This is a genomic window from Actinoplanes italicus, assembly GCF_003001815.1.
Taxonomy (GTDB): Bacteria; Actinomycetota; Actinomycetes; order Mycobacteriales; family Micromonosporaceae; genus Actinoplanes; species Actinoplanes italicus.
Genome location: NZ_PVMZ01000001.1, coordinates 62,430 through 81,702 on the forward strand (window position 1 = coordinate 62,430; position 19,273 = coordinate 81,702).

The window sequence follows — 19,273 nt, forward strand, 5'->3', positions numbered from 1 at the left end:
CCCCGTTTCTACCTCGTCAGTGTCTCCGCGACGTTCTTGAGCAGCAGGGCCTCGGCCACGCAGACCCGCTCGAACTCACCCAGGTGCAGGCTCTCGTCCGGGCCGTGTGCCGCCGAGTAGGGGTCCTCCACACCGGTCACCAGGATCGCGGCACCGGGGAAGAGTTCCTGGAAGGTGGCGATGAACGGGATCGACCCGCCGACACCCATGTCCACCGGGTCGGTGCCGTCCCACGCGGAACGGAACGCGGCACGGGCCGCGTCGTACACCGGGCCGGTCGCGTCGATCACGCACGGCGCGCCGTCGCTCTCCAGCGTGATCTCCAGCTGGGCGCCCCAGGGAACGTGCTTCTCCAGGTGGGCGCGGACCGCCTCGAACGCCGACTTCGGGTCCTCGCCGGGCGCCAGCCGCACACTGATCTTGGCCTTGGCGCTGGGCTGCAACGCGTTCGCCGCCTCCAGCGTGCGCGGGGCGTCGATGCCGAGCACCGAGACGGACGGCTTGGTCCAGATGCGGTCGGTGATCGTGCCCTTGCCGATCAGCTCGACACCGTCGAGGATGCCGGACTCGTGCCGGAACCGGTCGGCGGGATAGTCGACGCTGGCGCCCTCACGTCCGACCAGCCCGGCCACCGCGACCTCGCCGTCGTCGTCGTGCAACGTCGCCAGCAGGCGCACCAGGGCGATCAGCGCATCCGGCACAGGTCCGCCGAACATGCCGCTGTGCACCGCGCTCTTGAGCACCTTGACCTCGGCGAACAGGTTGACCAGACCGCGCAGAGAGGTGGTCAGCGCGGGCTGTCCGATGTCCCAGTTGCCGGAGTCGGCGATCACGATCACGTCGGAGCGCAGCTCCTCCAGGTGCTCATGGATGATCGTGTCGAGGGAGTCGGAGCCATACTCCTCCTCGCCCTCGACGAAGACCACCACGCCGACCGGCAGCTGGTCGCCGAACGCGCGCAGCGCCGCGATGTGCGCCATCACACCCGCCTTGTCATCGGCCGCGCCACGGCCGTAGAGGCGGCCGTCGCGTTCCACCGGCTCGAACGGGTCACTCGTCCACAATCCCGGATCGCCGGCCGGCTGCACATCGTGATGCGCGTAGAGCAACACGGTCGGTGCACCGGCCGGCGCTGCCTTACGACCGATCAGGGCAGGCTGGCCACCGTGCCGGACGATCTGGGTGTCGAGCCCGCACCCGCGCAACAACTCGGCGACCGCCTCGGCGGACCGCTCGACATGCGAGTGGTCGAAACCTTCGAAAGCGATGCCCGGGATCCGCACCAGCCGTTCCAGGTCGGCGCGGACACCGGGCATCTCACGCCGGATTGCGGCGCGCAGATCGGATTCACTCAGGCTCATGCCGCCGATCGTAGGCCGGGACTGTGACAAGCACCCGGCCCGATCGGTGGATCATGCGTCTGGCGTACCCTCCCCGCCATTCGTCCCGCGGGTGCGCCGGGCCGCGTCGGTGGCCCAGTTGTACGCCTTGCCGGCCGCCGTCCCGGCCATGTCGGCGGCACCGCCGCCAAGCCGCCGCACCAGGGCCACCAGCGGATCCTGGGAGGAGGCGAAGTCCTCCTGGTACTGCTTGGCGGCTGCCTTCACGTCCTCACTGACCGAGGCGTCGCCGTCCGAGTCGCGGCGGGGGTATTCGCCGCCGACGATCCGGGCGTACTCTCCCGAGTCGATCCACTTGCGCAGCTCAGCGGCCCGGGCGACGGGCACCGGGTGGCTGCTCCACGCGGTCATGCCGAGCTTGTGGAGGCTGTCGCGCAGGTCGCCGCCACCCTCGTACTCGGCGGCCTGCTCCAGGAACGCCGCCGTGTCGATCTGCGACAGGTCGCCGCCGCCCGCCATCTTCATCAGCAGCCGCAGCGAGGCGGCCGGGTCCTGACCGGCGAGCAGGCCGGCCCGGTCGGCGGAGAGCTCGGCCTTGCGCCACCACTCATACATCGCCGCGATGATCGCCCGCAGCGCGAACACGCCCACCGGCAGCCAGCTGATGTTCGCCAGCCAGCCGGTCAGGATCTTCATGATCGTCTTGTAGACGGCGTGGCCGCTGCGGACGTGCCCGATCTCGTGCCCGAGCAGGGCACGCAACTCGTCGTCGTCGAGTTTCTCCACCGCACCCGTGGTGATCACGATGAACGGCCGGTCCAGGCCGATCGCCTGCCCGTTGATCATCGGGTTCTGCGTCACGTAGAGCTCGGGCAGCTCGGCCACGTCGAGCGTGCTGGCCGCCTCGGTGAAACGCTGATAAACCCGCGGGTACTGCCGGTGGTCGACCCGGATCGCCCCGGCCAGGAACATGAGCCGGAACCCACGCTCGTTCCACATGCCGAAGAACGTCTTCACCACGTCGTCGAAACCGCGCAGCTCCCGCAGAGCGGAGAGTGCGCCCCGATCGGCCGGGTGTTCCCAGGCCCGCGAGCTGATGCCGGTCAAGGTCACGCGACGGCGCGCCGGCCGGTTGTCGTCCTCGGTCGTCATCTGCCTCACCCCGTTCTCGCCGCTGCCGCGGCGTACGGGCCGCGCTTCCGGGCCCAACGTACGCCCGCGGCGCAACGCGTGTCCCCCGTCGGCACCCCGGAGAAGACCCTGAGAAAGTCCCTAGGGTGCGCCGGGCGGAAGGAACGGCATTCCGGGCGCAGGGCCCTTCTCGATCAGCCGCCACAGCGCGTCGGTGTCCAGGTGCTCCTCGACGAGATCTCCGAGTACGTCGAGAGCACGCTCACGGACCGCGGCGTAACGGGTGTCCGGAGCGACGGTGAAACCGTGCCGTCCGGCCTGGCGCGCGGCCTCGGTCAGGAACCGGCGGCGGAACCCGTCCGACTCGAACGCACCGTGCCAGTGCGTGCCGTAGACGTTCCCCGCCGCGGCACCCTCCGACCGGCCGTCGTCGTAGCGCAGCAGCGGTTCCGGCGCGCCCGTGGACACGTACCCATGATGAATCTCGTAACCCTGAACCGGCTCGCCCATGCCGGCCCCCGCGGATCTCGCCAGCGTCTTGCGGGCCGCGAAGGTGATCTCCACCGGCAGCAGGCCCAGCCCCGGCACCGTGCCCTGGGCGCTCTCCACCTCGTCGTGAATGCGTTCGGCGAGCATCTGGAACCCGCCGCAGATGCCCAGCAACGGCTTGCCGGCCCGCGCGTGCGTGCGGATCGCGTCGGCCAGACCGGTCTCCCGGAGCCAGGCGAGATCACTCACCGTGGCCTTGGAACCGGGAATCACCACGAGGTCCGCGTCGGCGATCTCGGCCGGTTCGACCGTCAGCCGCACCCTCACACCTGGTTCGGCGGCCAGCGCCTCGGCATCGGTGGCATTGGAGATCCTCGGGACGCGGATCACGGCGACGCGGAGCCATTCGGTCCCGCGGGGCGGTCCCGGGCGGCCCAGGAGCCTGCCGTACGCCAGCGAGTCCTCGGCGTCGAGCCAGACATCCAGATGGAACGGCAGGACCCCGTGCACCGGACGGCCGGTCACCTTGGTGATCATGTCCAGTCCGGGACGCAGGATTCCCAGGTCACCCCGGAACTTGTTGATCACGAAAGCGGAGACCAGCGCCTGATCCTCCGGTGACAGCAGGGCCAGCGTGCCGAAGAACGCCGCGAACACGCCGCCCCGGTCGATGTCGCCGACCACCACGGTGGGCAGGCCGAACCGGCGGGCCAGGCCCATGTTCACGAAGTCGCCGTCGCGCAGGTTGATCTCGGTGGGGCTGCCGGCGCCCTCACAGATCACCACGTCGAAGTCGTTGCGCAGGTCCGCGAGGGCGGCGTGGGCGGTCTCCGCCAGTCTCGGGCGCAACGTTCGGTAGTTACCGGCCGTAACCGTGTCAACGGCCTCGCCCAGCAGGACCACCTGGCTGGAGCGGTCGCTGCCGGGCTTCAGCAGAACCGGGTTGAAGCGCAGGTCAGGGGCTGTGCCACAGGCGGCGGCCTGCATCGCCTGGGCGCGGCCGATCTCGCCGCCCCGGCCGTCGGCGGTCACCACCACCACCGAGTTGTTGGACATGTTCTGGGCCTTGTACGGGGCCACGCGCACGCCTTGGCGGTGCAGCCAGCGGCAGACGCCGGCGGTGAGGACGCTCTTGCCGGCGTCCGAGGTGGTGCCGGCGATCAGAAGGCCGCCGGTCATGATCGGGGTCGCCGGAAGAGTCGTCGGGGCGTGGTGCGGTGCGGCCCTTCGGGCCCCTCCCCTCCCCCGCCGCCTCCACCGGCTGTGATCGTTCCCCGGGCCGCGGCCACGGCAGCCGCCAGCACGACAGCCACCGCGCCCACCGCCCCCGACACCCGCGCCGCCCGCCGCAGATGCACAGCCGACGGCCGGGGCCCGTCGCCGAGGAACGGCCGCGTTTCACTTCGTCCGAAATAGACGTTGCGCCCGCCGAGCCTCACCCCCAGCGCCCCCGCCATCGCCGACTCGCACTGCCCCGCGTTCGGCGACGGATGGTCGTCCCGGTCACGCCGCCAAACGCGCAGCGTCTCCTTCGGCGTTCCGCCCGCGATCGGCGCGACCACGGCGGTCAACAGCCCGGTGAGCCGGGACGGCGCCAGGTTGAGCACGTCGTCGAGCCGCGCCGACGGTGTACCGAATCGCGCGTACCGCGGCGACCGGTGCCCGACCATGGCGTCGAGCGTGTTGGCCGCGCGGTATCCGAGTAGCCCGGCCGGACCGAGGACGGCGCCCCAGAGCAGTGGGGCGACGACCGCGTCGGACGTGTTCTCGGCGACGGATTCGACGGTGGCCCGGGCCAGTTCGGGCTCGTCGAGTGCGGACGGGTCGCGTCCGCACAGGTGGCCGAGCCGGTTCCGGGCGGCCGGCAGGTCGCCGGCTTCGAGGTGGCGGGCCATTGTCCGGGCCTCGCGGCGCAGGGTGCGGCCGCCGAGCACGGTCCAGGTGGCCGCGGTGGTGAGCGCGAACCGGGCGACCGGGTGGTGGCGGGTGGCCCGGCCGGCGGCGAGCCCGGCCAGGACGGGCACGCCGACGGCGATGGCGGTGAAGGCCGTCCCGGCGGTGCGGCTGGGACGGTGGATGCGTTTCTCGAGGGCGCCGGCGGCGGTGCCGAAGCCGGCGACAGGGTGCAGGCGTCGTGGATCTCCGAGGGCCGCGTCGAGCAGGTATCCGGCGATGAGGCCGGCGGCGTCCGCGGCCCAGCGTCGTGTCACGGTCAGCGGCCGAACGGAGTGAGGTCGAAGGCCCAGACCGCGAGGATCGGGGAGTCCTGGGCGCTGTCGTCGGGGAAGGGCACCGGTTCGAGTTCGCCCCAGACGATGGCGCCGGGCGCCCGGTCCTCGAGGAATTCGACGACTATGGCCCGCAGGTCGGCGGTGACCTGGTAGTCGGCGGTGAACGGCAGGTCGCTGGGTTTGCAGGTGCCGGTCGAGCAGCGCAGCTGACCGGCTATGGCGTCGTGCCAGACGTAGAACGTCGCGGTGCCCTGGTGTCCGGCTCCGGCGACCTGGTCGCGTAGTCCGGTGGCGGTCTCCTCGAACGCGGTCACGACCTCGTCCGCGGACAGGCCCATGCGTTCGTGGGGCGGGGCGCTGAACCAGATGGTGTTGGCGTCCTCGGCCGACTGATCCTCCGGCGATAGCACCACCGTCTCGGTCACGATGGCGCGGATGTCCTTCAGCAGCACGGGTTCAGTCTGCCGGTTGGCGATGCGGGTAGCCCACCCGGGCCGCTCCGACGGCCGGTTGGTTCCGTCGGCACGATCGGCCCATCCCGATAGAAGGAATCCATGAGCGTCGACTAAACCCAGGTGAATACCCGTTGTGCCGCGGTTTCATTCGTCCCTCTTTCGTGGGACCGCGGCGGCCCGGCCGGTTCGTCGCTCCACCAGGGCGATGGCGGGGACGTGATCGCGGGTCCGGCCGGGCCGCCGGGCGCCGCCGCGCCCGGCCGTCAGCAGGGATTCGACGGCGGGGGAGGCGGCTGGGGGAAGGTCTCAGGCCGCGACGGGTTCCCGGCGGGGTGTGCGCCGGACGCGGCGGGTCTCGGTGGGCGGTTCGGAGTCGGGTCCGGCCGGGGCGGGGTCGTCGCCGGGTTCGGCGGTCTCGTCGGCGATGCCGGCGACGACTTCGAGGAACGTGGGTCCGTCGTCGTCGGGCAGGCGCTCGGGCAGGCCGTCGCCGAAGCCGACGGGGACCTCCTCGCCGTCGAGTGCGACGGTCGCCTCGCCGCGGATCATCGCGTCGGAGTCGGGTCCTTCGATCATGCTGCTGGCGGCGGGCTTGCTGCGGTAGAAGCGTGCGCGGCCGCGGTTGAGGTCGTGGCCGATGGCGTAGGCCTCCATCTCGTAGGAGATGCGGTTGTTGTTGTCGTCGTCGACCCAGTCGCGGGTGTAGATGCGGCCGTAGACGACGATCGGGTCGCCGACGGCGATGGACGAGGCGACGTTCTCGGCGAGGCGGCGCCAGGCACTGACCCGGACGCGGAGGCTGTGGCCGTCGACCCAGGCACCGGTCTCCCGGTCGTACCGGCGGGAGGTGGAGGCGACGCGGAAGTTGGCGACGAGGGTGTTGTCGCTGCTGGTGCGCCGCCACTCGGGGGCGGTGAGTACGTTGCCGATCACGGCGAGGGTGGTCTCGAACACGGTTCTTCTCTCCTGTGCGGGTCCTGTGCTGCGAACGGGTTCGAGATTGCGTCACCGGCGATGATCTTGCGGTTACCGATTGTGGACAGCGGCGGATTGTGGATGGCGGGGACGGGCGATGGCGGATCTGATATGGCGCAACAGGCCGTACCCATGGGTAACCTGGGGGCGTGGAGACCGACGTCCTCGGATGGCCGTACGAGCGGCACACCATCGATCTGGGCACTGACGACGAGGGGCCGGTCATCGCGACCCTGGTCCGCCGCCGGGCGGAGACACCCACCGGACGGGCCGTGCTGCACGTCCACGGGTTCGTGGACTACTTCTTCCAGACCCACATGGCCGACTTCTTCGCCGAGCGGGGCTGGGACTTCTATGCCCTCGACCTGCGCAAGTACGGCCGGAGCCTGCTCCCGCACCAGACGCCGAACTTCGCCCGCAGCCTGACGGACTACTTCCCGGAACTGGACGAGGCGGTCCGGATAATCCGCGAGGAGGACGGTCACGACCAGCTGCTGGTGGGCGGGCACTCGACGGGCGGCCTGATCACCTCGTTGTGGGCGCACACCCGCCGGGGCCGTGGACTGGTCGACGGACTGTTCCTGAACAGCCCGTTCTTCGACTTCAACCTGCCGTGGCTGATGCGCCGGCCATTGATGTCACTGGTGCTCGCGGCGAGCGCGCGTTCGCCGTACCGGAAGATGCCTGTCGCCTCTCTGGGTCTCTACGGCATGAGCCTGCACACCGACCATCACGGTGAGTGGGAATACGACCTCGCCTGGAAGCCGATCCTCGGGTTCCCGGTGACGATGGGCTGGCTGGAGGCCATCCGCCGGGGTCAGCGCAAGCTGCGTTCCGGCCTGGCGATCGACGTGCCGGTGCTGGTGGCCTGCTCGACCCGGACGTTCCGGGGGCGGGCATGGCACGATGACGTGCGGCTGACCGACTCGGTGCTGGACGTGGAGCACATCGTACGGTGGGCGCCGCGACTCGGCCCCAAGGTGACGATCGCCCGGTTCGACGGCGGCATGCACGACCTGACGCTCTCCGGCAAGGAGGTCCGGGTCGAGGTGTTCCGCGAGTTGGGACGATGGGTGGACGGTTTTCTTCCGGCTCCGGGCACTCCGCAGGAGGTGATTCCGCCCGCACCGGAGGATCAAGCGGGCATAGCCACCGCTCTGGAGGCCGCCGAGGCGGCGATCGAACACGGCACCGCCGACGAGGCGGACGACAAGTCCGGCACGACCGCCTAGTATGTGCTGGCTAGGCCAGCGCTCGTAGCTCAGCGGATAGAGCAACGGACTTCTAATCCGTCGGTCGCAGGTTCGAATCCTGCCGGGCGCGCAACCTCTGTCAACTTGATCGGTTGGCTTATCGTCACAGCGTGATCGCCGTTTTGGTGTTCGGTGTGGCTGTTCTCGGGCTTACCGTCGGGGTGTTGATCGGATTCGGGGTCGGCACGTCCCGGACCCGTGACGCGCTGAAGGTCAGGCGCTACGACGACGCCATCGCGGTTCTCGCCGATCTGGTCAACACTCCCGACGCGCTCGACCTGCGGGATCGGGCGCAGCGGATCCTTGCCGCGCATCGTGCGGCTCTTCCCGAGCAGGAGCACTGATTCAGTTGTTCGTCTTCGGCATTCTTCTGTTCGCCGTGGCGTTGTTCGCGCTGCTGGCCGCGAGGCTCGGCAAGACCCCGCAGGTGAAACGCCAGGCGTGGGCGGCGTTCGCGATCGCCGGCTTCCTGGCGGTGGCGTCGGTCGTGACGGCGAGCATCACCGTGGTGCCGACGCGGAACGTGGGCATCGTCACGAGCTGGAACAAGCCGACCGGCCGGACGACGGGCGCCGGTTTGCAGTGGACGCTGCCGTGGCAGGGCATCGACGAGTGGGACGCGTCGGGTCAGACGTACGCCCATCTCGGTGACCAGTGTGTGTGGGTGACCATCGCCGCCCAGCGCCGGGCGTGCATCCCGGTGCAGATCGAGTGGTCGGCGAAGGCGGAGAAGGCGCCGGAGAACTGGGCCGCCTACCGGGAGGTGGGTGACCGCTCGCGGTTCGAGGTGTTCGTGGAGCGGCGGGTGAATCCGCAGATCAACGGTGCGATGACGTCGATCTTCGCGTCGTTCGATCCGCTGGGTGCGGTGGACCCGACGAGTGGGGACGCGCCTGCCCCGGATCTGAACAAGACGTACAAGGAGACGCTGGTCACCGCGCTGAACGCGGAACTCGGTGACGAGATCGTGGTGAAGTCGGTGGCGTTCGAGTCGCCGCGTTACGACGAGCCGACGACGCAGGCGATCGCCGCGTACGGGCAGAAGATCCTCGAGGCCCGCAACCTGGAGATCGACAAGGCGAACGCGAAGACCCGGGCGGAGATCACCCGGACCGACGCGAGTGTCGACCAGGTGGCCCGCTGCCTGCAGATCGCCGAGAAGCTGGGCAAGGAGCCGGGCCTGTGCATGGGCGGCACGGTATCCCTGACCCGCCCGGTCGAAACGAAGTGAGCGCGCGAGCTTGTGAGGTTACGGTCGGTCGAGCGGCCGAACCTCACAAGATCGCCAATACTTAGCGGACGCGAACGCGTACGGAGTCGAGGGCGGGCGTCTGGTTGGCGCGTTCCATCATCGGGATGCGGTGCGACCCGTCGCCCGCCCAGGCCGAGCACTGGAAAGTGCCCGACTGCGCGAGTCCCGGCACCTGGATGGCGATGGTGTCGGCCTGTGCCCCGCCACGGCTGTCCTCGGTGGCGACGAAGAACCCGGGGACCGGTTCGGGCGCGGGCGCCTGCTGCTGGCTGTCGAGGATGCGGCAGGCGGTGTGGAAGTGGCCGCGGACCAGGCCGCCCTGCAGCACGCTGCTCTCCACGTAGTAACCGCCCTGGCCGGCCGCGAGGAAGCGGTCACGGATCAGGTTGCGGGTGCTGACCTGGATGGTGAACGGCTGGTTCCGGTTCACCTGACGCGGCGCGTTCGTGATCAGCAGGGTCGGGTTGTTCGCGGCGGCACCGACCTCACCGAACTCGGTGGAGACGCAACGGTTGCCCCGCTGGAAGCCGTCGTGCGCCTCCAGCTGGCTGGTGTCGCAGCTGTCGGTGAGCACGCCGAGGTTGTTGCCCGGCTGGGCCGCGGGCGGCGTGGTGGTGACGGCGGGCTGGCCGCCGTTCTGGTTGAGGGTGCAGGTGGCCAGGCGTTCGGCGTTCAGGTTGGGCCGGGCGGCGTTGCGGGAGATCGCGGTCTCGATCCGGTTGATGGCGGCGAACCGCTTGTCCCGGAGCGGGCCGAGGATCGCGTTCTGGATGAAGTTCTGCCCGCCCTGACCGGCGGTCGAGGCGATGCGGTTGTTGGCCTCGTTGATCTGCTGGTCGATCTGGCGCAGGTTGCTGTCGACCTCCGCCTGGGCCTGGGCCGGGACGTTGACGGTGATGTAGACCTGCGGGCAGTTGACGGTGGGCACGGCGGCTTCGGCAGCCGTGGCGATGCCGATACCGGCTCCCACCATGGCCGCGGCGAGCCCGGCGGTGATGACGACTTTCCGTTGCATTGGCCTGCTGCTTCCCCGAGCGCGATGAACCCTACGGAGATCAATACGGGAACGCTCCCAGTTCGGATCAACGCCGGAATCATGCGGCGGCCAGTGCCTCGGTGGGGGCGAGCCGGGCGGCGCGGATCGCCGGATACAGGCCGGCTACGGCGCCGATGAGCAGGGTGGCGCCCAGTCCACCGGCGATCGCCCACAGCGGTACGACAGCCGGCCACCGCTGGGTTCCGGCGTAGACGAACGTGACGAGGCATCCGCCGAGCACCCCACCCACGCCGCCGAGCAGCGACAGCAGCAATGATTCGGCGACGAACTGGGTGCGGACCTGTCCGCGGGTGGCGCCGAGGGAACGGCGCAGCCCGATCTCTGCCCGGCGTTCGAGCACCGAGATGACCATCGTGTTGGCGACGCCGATGCCGCCGACGAGCAGCGCCACCGCGCCGAGTCCCAGCAGCAGCGAGTTGAAGGTGCTGCTGGCGGCGCGCTGGGCGATGAGCGCGTCGGAGGGGTTGGACACGTCGACCTGGTCGGGGTTGCGCGGGTTGGCGGTGGCCGCGAGCACACCGCGGACCGCCTCCACCTGGGATTCGATCGAGCGGGTGTAGACGCGGGTGGCGTGCCCGTCGAAGTCCAGGTAGGACTTCGCGGCGTCCCAGCCGACGAGGACGGCGTTGTCGAGTTCCGGGGCGAGCGGCACGGTCCGCAGCACGCCGACGACCGGGTAGTGGCGGCCCTCGATGTAGACGGCGGGCACGTCGCCGAGGCGGCGGGCCGCGGCAGCGCCGAGCACGACGGCCGGGTATCGGGCGGTGGCCGCATTGAGCCACCTTCCGCCGGCCAGTTCAGCGTCGACGGTGCCGAGCAGGTCGAGTTGCGCGGCGACGACGGACAGCCCGCCGGTCTCGCCCGGGGGGATCCGGTCGGTGCGGTAGACGGACGTGTCGCCGACCGAGCCGACGGCGGTCGCGGAGGTGACCGGCCCGATGCGTCTGATCATGTCCAGGGCGTCGTCGGGCAGGGTCGCGTCGTCGCCGAACATGGTCCGGCCGGGTGCCACGGTGAGCATGTTGGTGCCGAGGGCGGCGAGTTCCTCGTCGAGGTCGGCCTGTCCGGAGGTGGAGATGCCGACGACCGAGACCATGGCGGCGATACCGATGGCGATGCCGAGAGCGGACAGGACGGCTCGCAGGGGGCGCGACCGCAGGCCGTACCCACCGAGGCGAAGCAGGTCGGAGAGGCGCAGCCGGGCCGGGCTGAGGGCGGCCATGTCAGACCACCCGCCCGTCGAGCATCGGCACCTGCCGGGGCAGCGACCCGGCGATCTCGTGGTCGTGGGTGATCACCAGGACGGTGGTGCCGGCCGCGTTCAGCTCACGCAGCAGTTCGACGACGCCGGCGCCGGAGGCGGAGTCGAGGTTGCCGGTGGGTTCATCGGCGAGCAGCACGGCCGGGTCGCCGGCGACCGCCCGGGCGACGGCGACGCGCTGGCGTTCGCCGCCGGAGAGCTGGTGCGGCCGGTGCCCGAGCCGGTCGCCGAGACCAACCCGGACCAGCGCGTTCTCGGCACGGCGCTCGCGTTCGCGCCGGGCCAGGCCGGTGTAGAGCAGGCCGTCGGCCACGTTGGTGCGGGCATCGCGGCCGGGTGCGAGGTGGAACGACTGGAACACGAAGCCGATCCGGCGGGCCCGCAGGGCGGACAGCTGCCGGTCGGACAGCGAGGCGACGTCATGCCCGTCGATGCGTACGGTGCCGGAGGTGGGGCGGTCGAGGGTGCCGATCAGGTTGAGCATCGTGGACTTGCCGGAGCCGGACGGTCCGACGATGGCGATCAGTTCGCCGTGGCCGACGGTCAGGTCCACCTCGTGCAGGGCGGTGACTCCCGGGTAGCTCTTGGTGACCCGTTCGAGTTCGATGACGGTCGTCACGCCGGGATCCCCACTTTCAATCCCTCGGTGAGGCTGTCGCCGGTGACCTCGACGCGGCCGTCGGCGAACAGGCCGGTCTCGACCGCGACGACGCGGGTGGCGGTGCCGTCGACGATCTGCAACCCATAGCCGCCTTCGGCGAGGGCGAGAAGGGCATTGATGGGTACGGTCAGCGCGTTCTCCCGCCGCGCGGAGACGAACAGGACGTTCACGGCCGCGTCGTCGAGCCCCTGGGGCGCCTTGTCGAACCCGACCGTCACCTCGATCCTGGTGGTGTCCTGCTGGCCCGGGTTCTCGGCCTCCTCGACCGTGGTGGCGACCCCGGTGATCCGTCCGGTGACGGTCGTGCCGTCCGGCAGGGTCACGTCGACCGCGGCGCCCTTCCTGGCGAGCCGCTGGTCGCTGATGTCGAGCTCGACGGTGGCGATCCGTCCGGTGGTGGTGGTCGACAGCAGTTCGGCGCCGGGCTGCACGGTGGCGCCGAGGGCGGCGGAGCGGGAGGCGACGCGGACGGGGCCGCCGGCGTAGACGATCCGGCCCAGTTCGACGGTGCCGGTCTCGTCGAGGCCGAGGTCGTCCTGCCAGTCCTCGACGGCGTCGGCGGTGGCGGAGGTGTACTCGTCGTCGACGGTGAAGCCGCGGTAGCCGAGCGCCCACAGGTTCTTCTCGAACTGGGTGACATCGGCGCCCTCGTCACCGGGTGACAGTGCCCGGTAGGCGGGCAGCGAGCCGTACAGCAGCACCACCGGGTCGTTGTCGATCCGGTAGAGGGCACCGCCGCGCTTGACCGTCGCGTCGGCGGCGGGCAGGGCGGTGACCGTGCCGGACAGCCGGGTGGTGAGCACCGCCGTGTCTCCGAATCCGAGGGAGCCGCCGTGGCTCTCGCGGTCGACGAGGGTCTGCCGGGTGATGTCGGCGGTCGCCGCGGGCACGTCGCCGGCGGCGGAGTCGGTGCCCTCGGCCTCGGGAAGGCCGCCACCGAGCAGGAACGCGGCCACACCGCCGGCGGTCAGTGCCACCGCCACCGCGGCGGTCGTCCATCGACGTCTCATGCCTTCTTCTCCACATGTTCGCTGCGTTCGCCGCCGCCGTCCGGCCGATACTGGGCGCACGCCTTCACGGCCGCGTCGAAGGCCGGGTTGCCGGGTCCGGTGCCGAGTTTGTTGCCGTCGATGCCGAGCTGACCGTCCGGCTGGGGGTCCGGGAAGTTCGGCACCCCGTTCTCGCGCATGCACCGGGACAGCGCGCGGTTCTGCTCGATCTCCTCGGCGGACAGCTTCGGCGGTTCCCCGCCGTTCGGCAGGAACCGCTTGCACGCCTGCTGCGCTTTGTCCACGGTGGCCGGGTCCACGCCCTGCGGCAGGCTGAGTTCCATCCGGCCGTCGGCCTGCGGGTCCGGGAACCAGTCCAGGCCCTGCTCCCGCATGCACCTGGAGAACTCGAGGTCCGCGTCCGGGCCCGATCCGCTGACGGCGGTGCTGGCCGACGCCTTCGGCTTCCCGCTCGCGGCGGTTGCGACACCGCCGCCGTCGCCGGTGGGCCGCGAGCAGCCCGCGCTCGTCGCCGCGAGCAGGACGCCGAGCACCACGATGATCCTGGTTCTCATGTCGTCTCCTTTGCCGGCGGCCGGGCGGCCGCCATGCACCGAAGTAGAGCGGCCGGCGTGTATCCCCGGCGTCACGGAAAACGGTGACGCCGGGTTGACGGCGCCGAGGGCCAAGATGGAGGCATGCGGATCCTGGTGGTGGAGGACGAGCCCCTGCTGGCCGACGCGGTGGCGCAGGGGCTGCGGCACGAGGCACACGCCGTCGACGTCGTCTACGACGGCGGATCGGCCCTGGAACGGATCGACGTCAACGACTACGACGTGGTCGTGCTGGACCGGGACGTGCCGGTCGTGCACGGCGACAAGGTGTGCCGGGTGCTGGCAGAACGCAAGGCCGGCATCCGGGTGCTGATGCTGACCGCCGCCGCCGGGATCGACGACCGGGTCACCGGGCTGGCCCTCGGCGCCGACGACTACCTGCCGAAACCGTTCGCGTTCCGGGAGCTGTCGGCGCGGGTGGCCGCGCTGGGGCGCCGGTCGCGTCCGGCCGCGCCGCCGGTTCTGCGCCGGGCCGGGATCAGCCTCGACCCGTACCGGCGCGAGGTGCACCGCGACGGCCGTTACGTGCCGCTGTCCCGCAAGGAGTTCGCGGTCCTGGCCGAGCTGCTGCGTGCCGACGGGACCGCGGTGTCCGCCGAGACGCTGCTGGAGAAGGCGTGGGACGAGAACGCCGACCCGTTCACCCACACGGTCCGGATGACGATCCTCAAACTGCGGCGCAAACTGGGTGACCCGCCGGTGGTGCTGACCGAACCGGGAGTGGGGTACCGGCTCCGATGAGACTCACCGTGCGAGGCCGGCTCACCGCCGTCTACGGCGGCCTGTTCGTCCTGGCCGGGCTGGTCCTGCTCGGGGTCATCTACGTGCTGGTCGAACGGGACACGCCGCAGAAGTTCGTGGGTACCGCCAGTCCTCCGCCGAAGGCGACCGCGGGCGTACCGGACACCGGGCAGGCGCACTTCGAGCAGGTGGTCGAGGGCACCCGCGCCGGCACCCTGCACACGCTGCTCACCCAGGGGGTGATCGCGCTGTTCGTGGTGAGCGCGGCGACGATCGCGCTGGGCTGGCTGATCGCCGGCCGGATGCTGCAGCCGCTGCACCAGGTCACCGCGGCGGCCCGGCGCATCGCCGAGGCCCCGGCCGCGGACCGGGGCCTGCACGAGCGGATCGCCCTGGACGGCCCGAACGACGAGCTCAAGCAGCTGGCCGACACGTTCGACCTGATGCTGGCCCGGCTCGACCAGTCCCTCGACTCGCAGCGCCGGTTCATCGCCAACGCTTCACACGAGCTGCGGACCCCGCTCACTCTCAACCGCACCCTGATCGAGGTGGCTCTCGAGCCGGACGGCACCTCGCCGGAGGTGCGCCAGCTGGGCACCACGCTGCTGGCCATCAACGACCGGCACGGGCGGCTCATCGACGGCCTGTTGCTACTGGCCCGCTCGGACCGGGAGGTCACCGAACGCTCCTATGTCGATCTGGCCGACATCGTGGACCACGTCGCGGTCTCGGACACCGTCAAGGTCGTCGCCGAACCCGACGAGGCCGCCGTCCTCGGCGATCCGATCCTGCTGGAACGCCTGGTGCAGAACCTGGTCGAGAACGGCGCGCGGCACAACGTGCCGACCGGAGGCTGGGTCCGGGTGACCACCCGCACCCTCCCGGACGGCTGGGTGGAGCTGCAGGTCAGCAACTCCGGCCCGATGGTGCCGCGCTACGAGGTCGCCGGCCTGTTCGAGCCGTTCCGCCGGTTCAACCGCGATCGGCTCGCCTCACCCGGCGCCGGCTTGGGCCTCTCCATCGTGCGTGCGGTCGTCGGCGCCCATCACGGCCGGTTGCGGGCCGACGCCCGCGAGGAGGGCGGCCTCACGATCACGGTCCTACTTCCCAAAGCCCCATAAACCCCCTATATCGTACGGCCACGCATGAGTACCGGGGCCACGAAGCGAGGCAGGCGACACTCACGGCCCCAACGCCGCCGCCGGGCTGCGGCCGTGGGTCACCGCTTACTGCCGACCAACAACGCCCCGGCCGAGCCCAGGCGGCCGGTCACCGTTTACTACCGGCCGGCACCCCGGCCGACGACGACTCGGCGCTGCGCCGGGCCAGGCCGATCACGCCCCACCCCGTGACCAGCGCCGCGACGGCCGCCAGCACCGCACCGGCGGCCCCGGAACGGATGCCCTCACCGAACAGGACCATCCCCGCGACTGCCGCCACCAGCGGATTCGTGACGCTGACCGTGGCCAGCGGCGCGGCCAGGCCGGCACCCCGGTAGGACAGCTGCCCCAGCAGGTAACCGCTGACCGCGAACCCCACCACCAGCACCGCCGCCGACACGGAGACCGCACCCGGCCCGCCGGTGGTGAACGCGGCCAGCACCGCTTTCGACAGCACCGAAGCGATGCCGAAGACCGTGCCGGAGGCGGCGGCCAGCAGCACCGCCCGCCACGGCGGCGCGGCCCGCCGGGCGCCCACGGCGCAGGCGAGCACGGTGCCGGCCGTGATCAGCGCGAGGCCGCGGACCGCCGTGTCGGAGAGCAGCGCCGGGCCGTCCGGCTTCACCGACAGCGACAGGATCAGCGCCAGCCCGGCCACGGTCAGTCCGGCGTCACGCCAGGACGCCGGACTGATCCGGGTCCGGTATCGCACCACCTCGATGGGCAGCGCGAACAGCAGCGTGAGCGTGCCGAGCGCCTGGACCACCGCCACGGTGCCGAAGTTCAGTGCGACCAGGTGCAAGGTCGCGCCGGCACCGGTGAGCAGCAGCGCCACCGCCCAGCGCGACCGGCCGCGATGCCCGCTCCCGGCGAGCCGCTCCTGGGCCACCGCGGCACCCGCGTAGGACGCAGCGGACAGCACGGAGAGCGCGACGGCCCACCCCAGCGATCCCATCCACCCCACCTCGCTGTCTCGGCACCCTCGACGATACCGAGCACCGCCCGCATCGAACCGGCATGAACTACCCCGTATCACCATCCGTAACCACGGGGGCGCGGACCCGGGCGAGCCGGGCCGCGCTGCGATCGATCAATCCGTGCGCACGGCGGCGTGCGGCCTCACGGCGCAGACCGTCGCGCTGCGCGCGGCGCCGCGCCGCCCGCTCGACCCGCTCCCGGAGAGCGGTCCGCCAGTCGTGTCCGGCATCGCCGGTGAGTGCTTCCGTCGTCATGCCCGACATCCTCACCCATGGGTGTGACAACCCGGCCCGTCATCCACAGGCGGCGGGAATTCGGTTGGGCCCGGCGGCCGGTCCCTGCCACGATCGCCGGCATGGTGGTGGCGAGTGGAGTGCGGATCGGCTGGGACGACCTGCCCGGCCGGGTCCGCCACGACATCGAGCGGATCATCGGTGGCGGTCCGGTGGTGTCGGCGGAGTCCCAGGCCGGCGGCTTTTCCCCGGGCACCGCCGACCGGGTTCGCACCGCTTCCGGCGTCCGGGCCTTCGTGAAGGCGGTCAGCCCGGCCCTCAACGAGGAGTCGGCCGCGATGGCCCGCCGCGAGCTGCGAATCAGCTCCGGCCTGCCGGCGGGCGTGCCGGTGGCCCGGGTGCTGGGCGGGTTCGACGACGGCGAGTGGGTGGTGCTGGTCCTTGAGGACGTGGCCGGCACGCATCCGCGTACACCCTGGGTGGACGGAGAGATCCGCGCGGCCGCGGCCGCGCTGCGCGACCTGGCCGCCATGCTCACGCCGGCGCCGATCCCCGATCTTCCGTCGGCGTCCGACCGGCTCGCACCCGCCTTCGGCCGGTGGCAGGAGCTGGCCGCGGCCCCGCCGGACGACCTCGACCCCTGGGCGGCCCGGCGCATGGACGCGCTGTCCGCGGCCGCCGGCCGGGGCATCACCGCCCTCACCGAGGGGCGGACCCTCGTGCACCTCGATCTGCGGGCCGACAACATCCTGATCCGGCCGGACGGGCGGTTCGTGTTCATCGACTGGCCGTGGGGCTGCGTCGGTCCGGCCTGGCTGGATTCGGTGCTCCTGGCGATCAACGTGATCGTGCACGGCGGCGACCCGGCCCCGCTGCTCGGCGGCGTCGACCGGGCGATCACCGTCGGGGTGATCTCCGGTGCCACGGCCATGTTCCAGTACTCGTCCCGCCTGCCACCGCCGCCGGGCCTGCCGACCGTCCGCGCGTTCCAGCGGTTCCAGGGCGAGGCCCTGCTGCCGTGGCTGCGCGCCGCACTGGACGGGTGAACCGGCTGAAACACCGCTGAACCACACCCGCTGCCGCCCCGTAACAGTTGACGGGGTTGACCGGTAGATGGGACCTCGAGCACACCGCACCGGGCCCGGCACGCCGGGGGACTAGGCTTGACGCCCGTGAACTGGGCTTCGGCGTGGCGGCCCGGGCGCCCAACCGAATCATGGAACGGAAGATGATGAGCGACCAGCCCAAGGTGCGAGTCCTGCTTCTGGAGAGCATCCACCCCGACGCGGTTTCCCGCCTCGAGGAGGACGGTTTCCAGGTCGAGTCCCTGCGCAACGCGCTCGACGAGGTCGAGCTGATCGAGCGCATCTCCGGGGTCAACCTGCTCGGTATCCGCTCCAAGACCCAGGTCACCGCCAAGGTGCTGGAGGCCGCCGACAAGCTCGTCGGCATCGGCGCCTTCTGCATCGGCACCGACCAGATCGACCTGGCGGCCGCGTCGGCCGGCGGCGTGGCGGTGTTCAACGCCCCGTTCTCCAACACCCGCTCGGTGGTGGAGCTGGCGATCGCCGAGATCATCTCGCTGACCCGCCGCCTCACCGAGAAGAACACGCTCATGCACGCGGGCGTCTGGGACAAGTCGGCCGACGGCGCGCACGAGATCCGCGGCCGCCGCCTCGGGATCGTCGGCTACGGCAACATCGGCACCCAGCTGTCGGTCCTCGCCGAGAACCTGGGCATGTCGGTGTCGTTCTACGACACCGCCGACAAGCTGGCGCTGAGCAACGCACACCGCTGCGCGAGCCTCGACGAGCTGCTGGAGTCCAGCGATTTCGTCACCCTGCACGTCGACGGCCGCCCCGGCAACGCCGGTTTCTTCGGTGCCGAGCAGTTCGCCAAGATGCGTCCCGGCAGCCTGTTCCTCAACCTGTCGCGTGGCATCGTCGTCGACCACCTGGCCCTGCGTGACGCGCTCAAGAGCGGCCGCCTCGCCGGTGCCGCCGTCGACGTGTTCCCGGCCGAGCCGAAGGGCCGCGGCGACGAGTTCCTGTCCGAGCTGCGCGGTCTGCCGAACGTGATCCTCACCCCGCACATCGGCGGTTCGACCGAGGAGGCCCAGTCCGACATCGGCGGCTTCGTGGCGAACAAGCTGGCCAAGTTCGTGACCGAGGGCAACACCACGCTCAGCGTGAACCTGCCCGGCGTCACCCTGCCCGAGCTGCCCGGCATGCACCGCATCGTGCACATGCACAAGAACACCCCGGGCGTCCTGGCACAGGTCAACCGGATCCTCGCCGAGCACAACGTCAACGTCGAGGGCCAGATGCTGAGCACCCGCGGGGAGTACGGCTATCTGATCACCGACATCGCCCGCGGTTACCCCGACGAGGTGCTGGACCAGCTGCGTGACATGGAGCAGACGGTCCGCCTGCGCGTCCTGAACTGATGGCGGC

20 protein-coding genes and 1 tRNA gene are annotated in these 19,273 nt (G+C 71.0%); 8 read left to right on the top strand and 13 right to left on the bottom strand.

Features of this window, described 5'->3' with window-relative positions; genetic code table 11:
- Positions 1-8: 8 nt before the first annotated feature.
- The 6 genes from CLV67_RS00335 to CLV67_RS00360 form a co-directional block, all read right to left on the bottom strand.
- Positions 9-1,361 carry a dipeptidase gene (locus CLV67_RS00335; protein ID WP_106315113.1) on the bottom strand — a complete coding sequence of 451 codons (1,353 nt, stop codon included), beginning with the start codon at positions 1,359-1,361 and terminating at the stop codon, positions 9-11.
- Positions 1,362-1,412: 51 nt separating this feature from the next.
- On the bottom strand, positions 1,413-2,492 hold the full coding sequence (locus CLV67_RS00340) for a M48 family metallopeptidase (protein ID WP_106315114.1): 1,080 nt from the start codon (positions 2,490-2,492) through the stop codon (positions 1,413-1,415).
- Between the two features lie 120 nt (positions 2,493-2,612).
- Positions 2,613-4,139 (bottom strand): cobyric acid synthase, encoded by a 1,527-nt coding sequence (locus CLV67_RS00345; protein WP_106315115.1) that lies wholly within the window; start codon positions 4,137-4,139, stop codon positions 2,613-2,615.
- Positions 4,136-5,170, bottom strand: a complete 1,035-nt coding sequence (locus CLV67_RS00350; protein ID WP_106315116.1) for a cobalamin biosynthesis protein — start codon at positions 5,168-5,170, stop codon at positions 4,136-4,138. The genes CLV67_RS00345 and CLV67_RS00350 overlap by 4 nt, the downstream gene beginning before the upstream one ends.
- A 2-nt stretch (positions 5,171-5,172) precedes the next feature.
- Positions 5,173-5,643: a hypothetical protein gene (locus CLV67_RS00355; RefSeq protein ID WP_170153706.1), complete on the bottom strand. Its 471-nt coding sequence runs from the start codon at positions 5,641-5,643 to the stop codon at positions 5,173-5,175.
- Positions 5,644-5,952: 309 nt separating this feature from the next.
- A complete protein-coding gene (locus tag CLV67_RS00360; protein ID WP_106315117.1) occupies positions 5,953-6,600 on the bottom strand; it encodes a single-stranded DNA-binding protein in 648 nt (215 codons plus the stop codon).
- Between the two features lie 170 nt (positions 6,601-6,770).
- On the opposite strand from CLV67_RS00360, the gene CLV67_RS00365 reads away from it, so the two are divergent.
- From CLV67_RS00365 to CLV67_RS00380, 4 genes are all read left to right on the top strand, one after another.
- Positions 6,771-7,853 carry an alpha/beta hydrolase gene (locus tag CLV67_RS00365; RefSeq protein ID WP_106315118.1) on the top strand — a complete coding sequence of 361 codons (1,083 nt, stop codon included), beginning with the start codon at positions 6,771-6,773 and terminating at the stop codon, positions 7,851-7,853.
- Positions 7,854-7,871: 18 nt separating this feature from the next.
- Positions 7,872-7,944, top strand: a tRNA-Arg gene (locus CLV67_RS00370).
- A gap of 40 nt (positions 7,945-7,984) precedes the next feature.
- Entirely contained in the window at positions 7,985-8,218 is a 234-nt protein-coding gene (locus tag CLV67_RS00375; protein ID WP_106315119.1) for a hypothetical protein, read from the top strand.
- Positions 8,219-8,223: 5 nt separating this feature from the next.
- Positions 8,224-9,105 carry an SPFH domain-containing protein gene (locus CLV67_RS00380; RefSeq protein ID WP_106315120.1) on the top strand — a complete coding sequence of 294 codons (882 nt, stop codon included), beginning with the start codon at positions 8,224-8,226 and terminating at the stop codon, positions 9,103-9,105.
- A gap of 61 nt (positions 9,106-9,166) precedes the next feature.
- On the opposite strand, the gene CLV67_RS53055 is transcribed toward CLV67_RS00380, so the two are convergent.
- The 5 genes from CLV67_RS53055 to CLV67_RS00410 form a co-directional block, all read right to left on the bottom strand.
- Positions 9,167-10,141, bottom strand: a complete 975-nt coding sequence (locus tag CLV67_RS53055; protein WP_239166167.1) for a hypothetical protein — start codon at positions 10,139-10,141, stop codon at positions 9,167-9,169.
- Positions 10,142-10,220: 79 nt separating this feature from the next.
- Positions 10,221-11,405, bottom strand: a complete 1,185-nt coding sequence (locus CLV67_RS00395; RefSeq protein ID WP_106315121.1) for an ABC transporter permease — start codon at positions 11,403-11,405, stop codon at positions 10,221-10,223.
- Between the two features lies 1 nt (position 11,406).
- The gene (locus CLV67_RS00400) at positions 11,407-12,063 is read right to left on the bottom strand and encodes an ABC transporter ATP-binding protein (protein ID WP_106315122.1); all 657 of its coding nucleotides are present in this window, start codon (positions 12,061-12,063) and stop codon (positions 11,407-11,409) included.
- On the bottom strand, positions 12,060-13,115 hold the full coding sequence (locus CLV67_RS00405) for a peptidoglycan-binding protein (protein WP_106315123.1): 1,056 nt from the start codon (positions 13,113-13,115) through the stop codon (positions 12,060-12,062). The genes CLV67_RS00400 and CLV67_RS00405 overlap by 4 nt, the downstream gene beginning before the upstream one ends.
- The gene (locus CLV67_RS00410) at positions 13,112-13,669 is read right to left on the bottom strand and encodes a hypothetical protein (protein ID WP_106315124.1); all 558 of its coding nucleotides are present in this window, start codon (positions 13,667-13,669) and stop codon (positions 13,112-13,114) included. The genes CLV67_RS00405 and CLV67_RS00410 overlap by 4 nt, the downstream gene beginning before the upstream one ends.
- Before the next feature lie 123 nt (positions 13,670-13,792).
- Here CLV67_RS00410 and CLV67_RS00415 point away from each other — a divergent pair, with 123 nt between their 5' ends.
- Complete coding sequence (locus CLV67_RS00415; protein WP_106315125.1) at positions 13,793-14,449, top strand: response regulator transcription factor; 657 nt, start codon at positions 13,793-13,795, stop codon at positions 14,447-14,449.
- A complete protein-coding gene (locus tag CLV67_RS00420) occupies positions 14,446-15,570 on the top strand; it encodes a sensor histidine kinase (RefSeq protein ID WP_106315126.1) in 1,125 nt (374 codons plus the stop codon). The genes CLV67_RS00415 and CLV67_RS00420 overlap by 4 nt, the downstream gene beginning before the upstream one ends.
- Positions 15,571-15,718: 148 nt before the next feature.
- Here CLV67_RS00420 and CLV67_RS00425 read toward each other — a convergent pair whose 3' ends face one another.
- Positions 15,719-16,564: a DMT family transporter gene (locus CLV67_RS00425; protein WP_170153707.1), complete on the bottom strand. Its 846-nt coding sequence runs from the start codon at positions 16,562-16,564 to the stop codon at positions 15,719-15,721.
- Between the two features lie 67 nt (positions 16,565-16,631).
- The gene (locus tag CLV67_RS00430) at positions 16,632-16,841 is read right to left on the bottom strand and encodes a hypothetical protein (RefSeq protein ID WP_146168938.1); all 210 of its coding nucleotides are present in this window, start codon (positions 16,839-16,841) and stop codon (positions 16,632-16,634) included.
- Between the two features lie 101 nt (positions 16,842-16,942).
- Between CLV67_RS00430 and CLV67_RS00435 the strand changes: the two genes are divergently transcribed.
- Positions 16,943-17,866 (top strand): aminoglycoside phosphotransferase family protein, encoded by a 924-nt coding sequence (locus CLV67_RS00435; protein ID WP_106315687.1) that lies wholly within the window; start codon positions 16,943-16,945, stop codon positions 17,864-17,866.
- Positions 17,867-18,048: 182 nt separating this feature from the next.
- On the top strand, positions 18,049-19,266 hold the full coding sequence (gene serA / locus CLV67_RS00440; RefSeq protein WP_106315688.1) for a phosphoglycerate dehydrogenase: 1,218 nt from the start codon (positions 18,049-18,051) through the stop codon (positions 19,264-19,266).
- Positions 19,267-19,273: the final 7 nt, after the last annotated feature.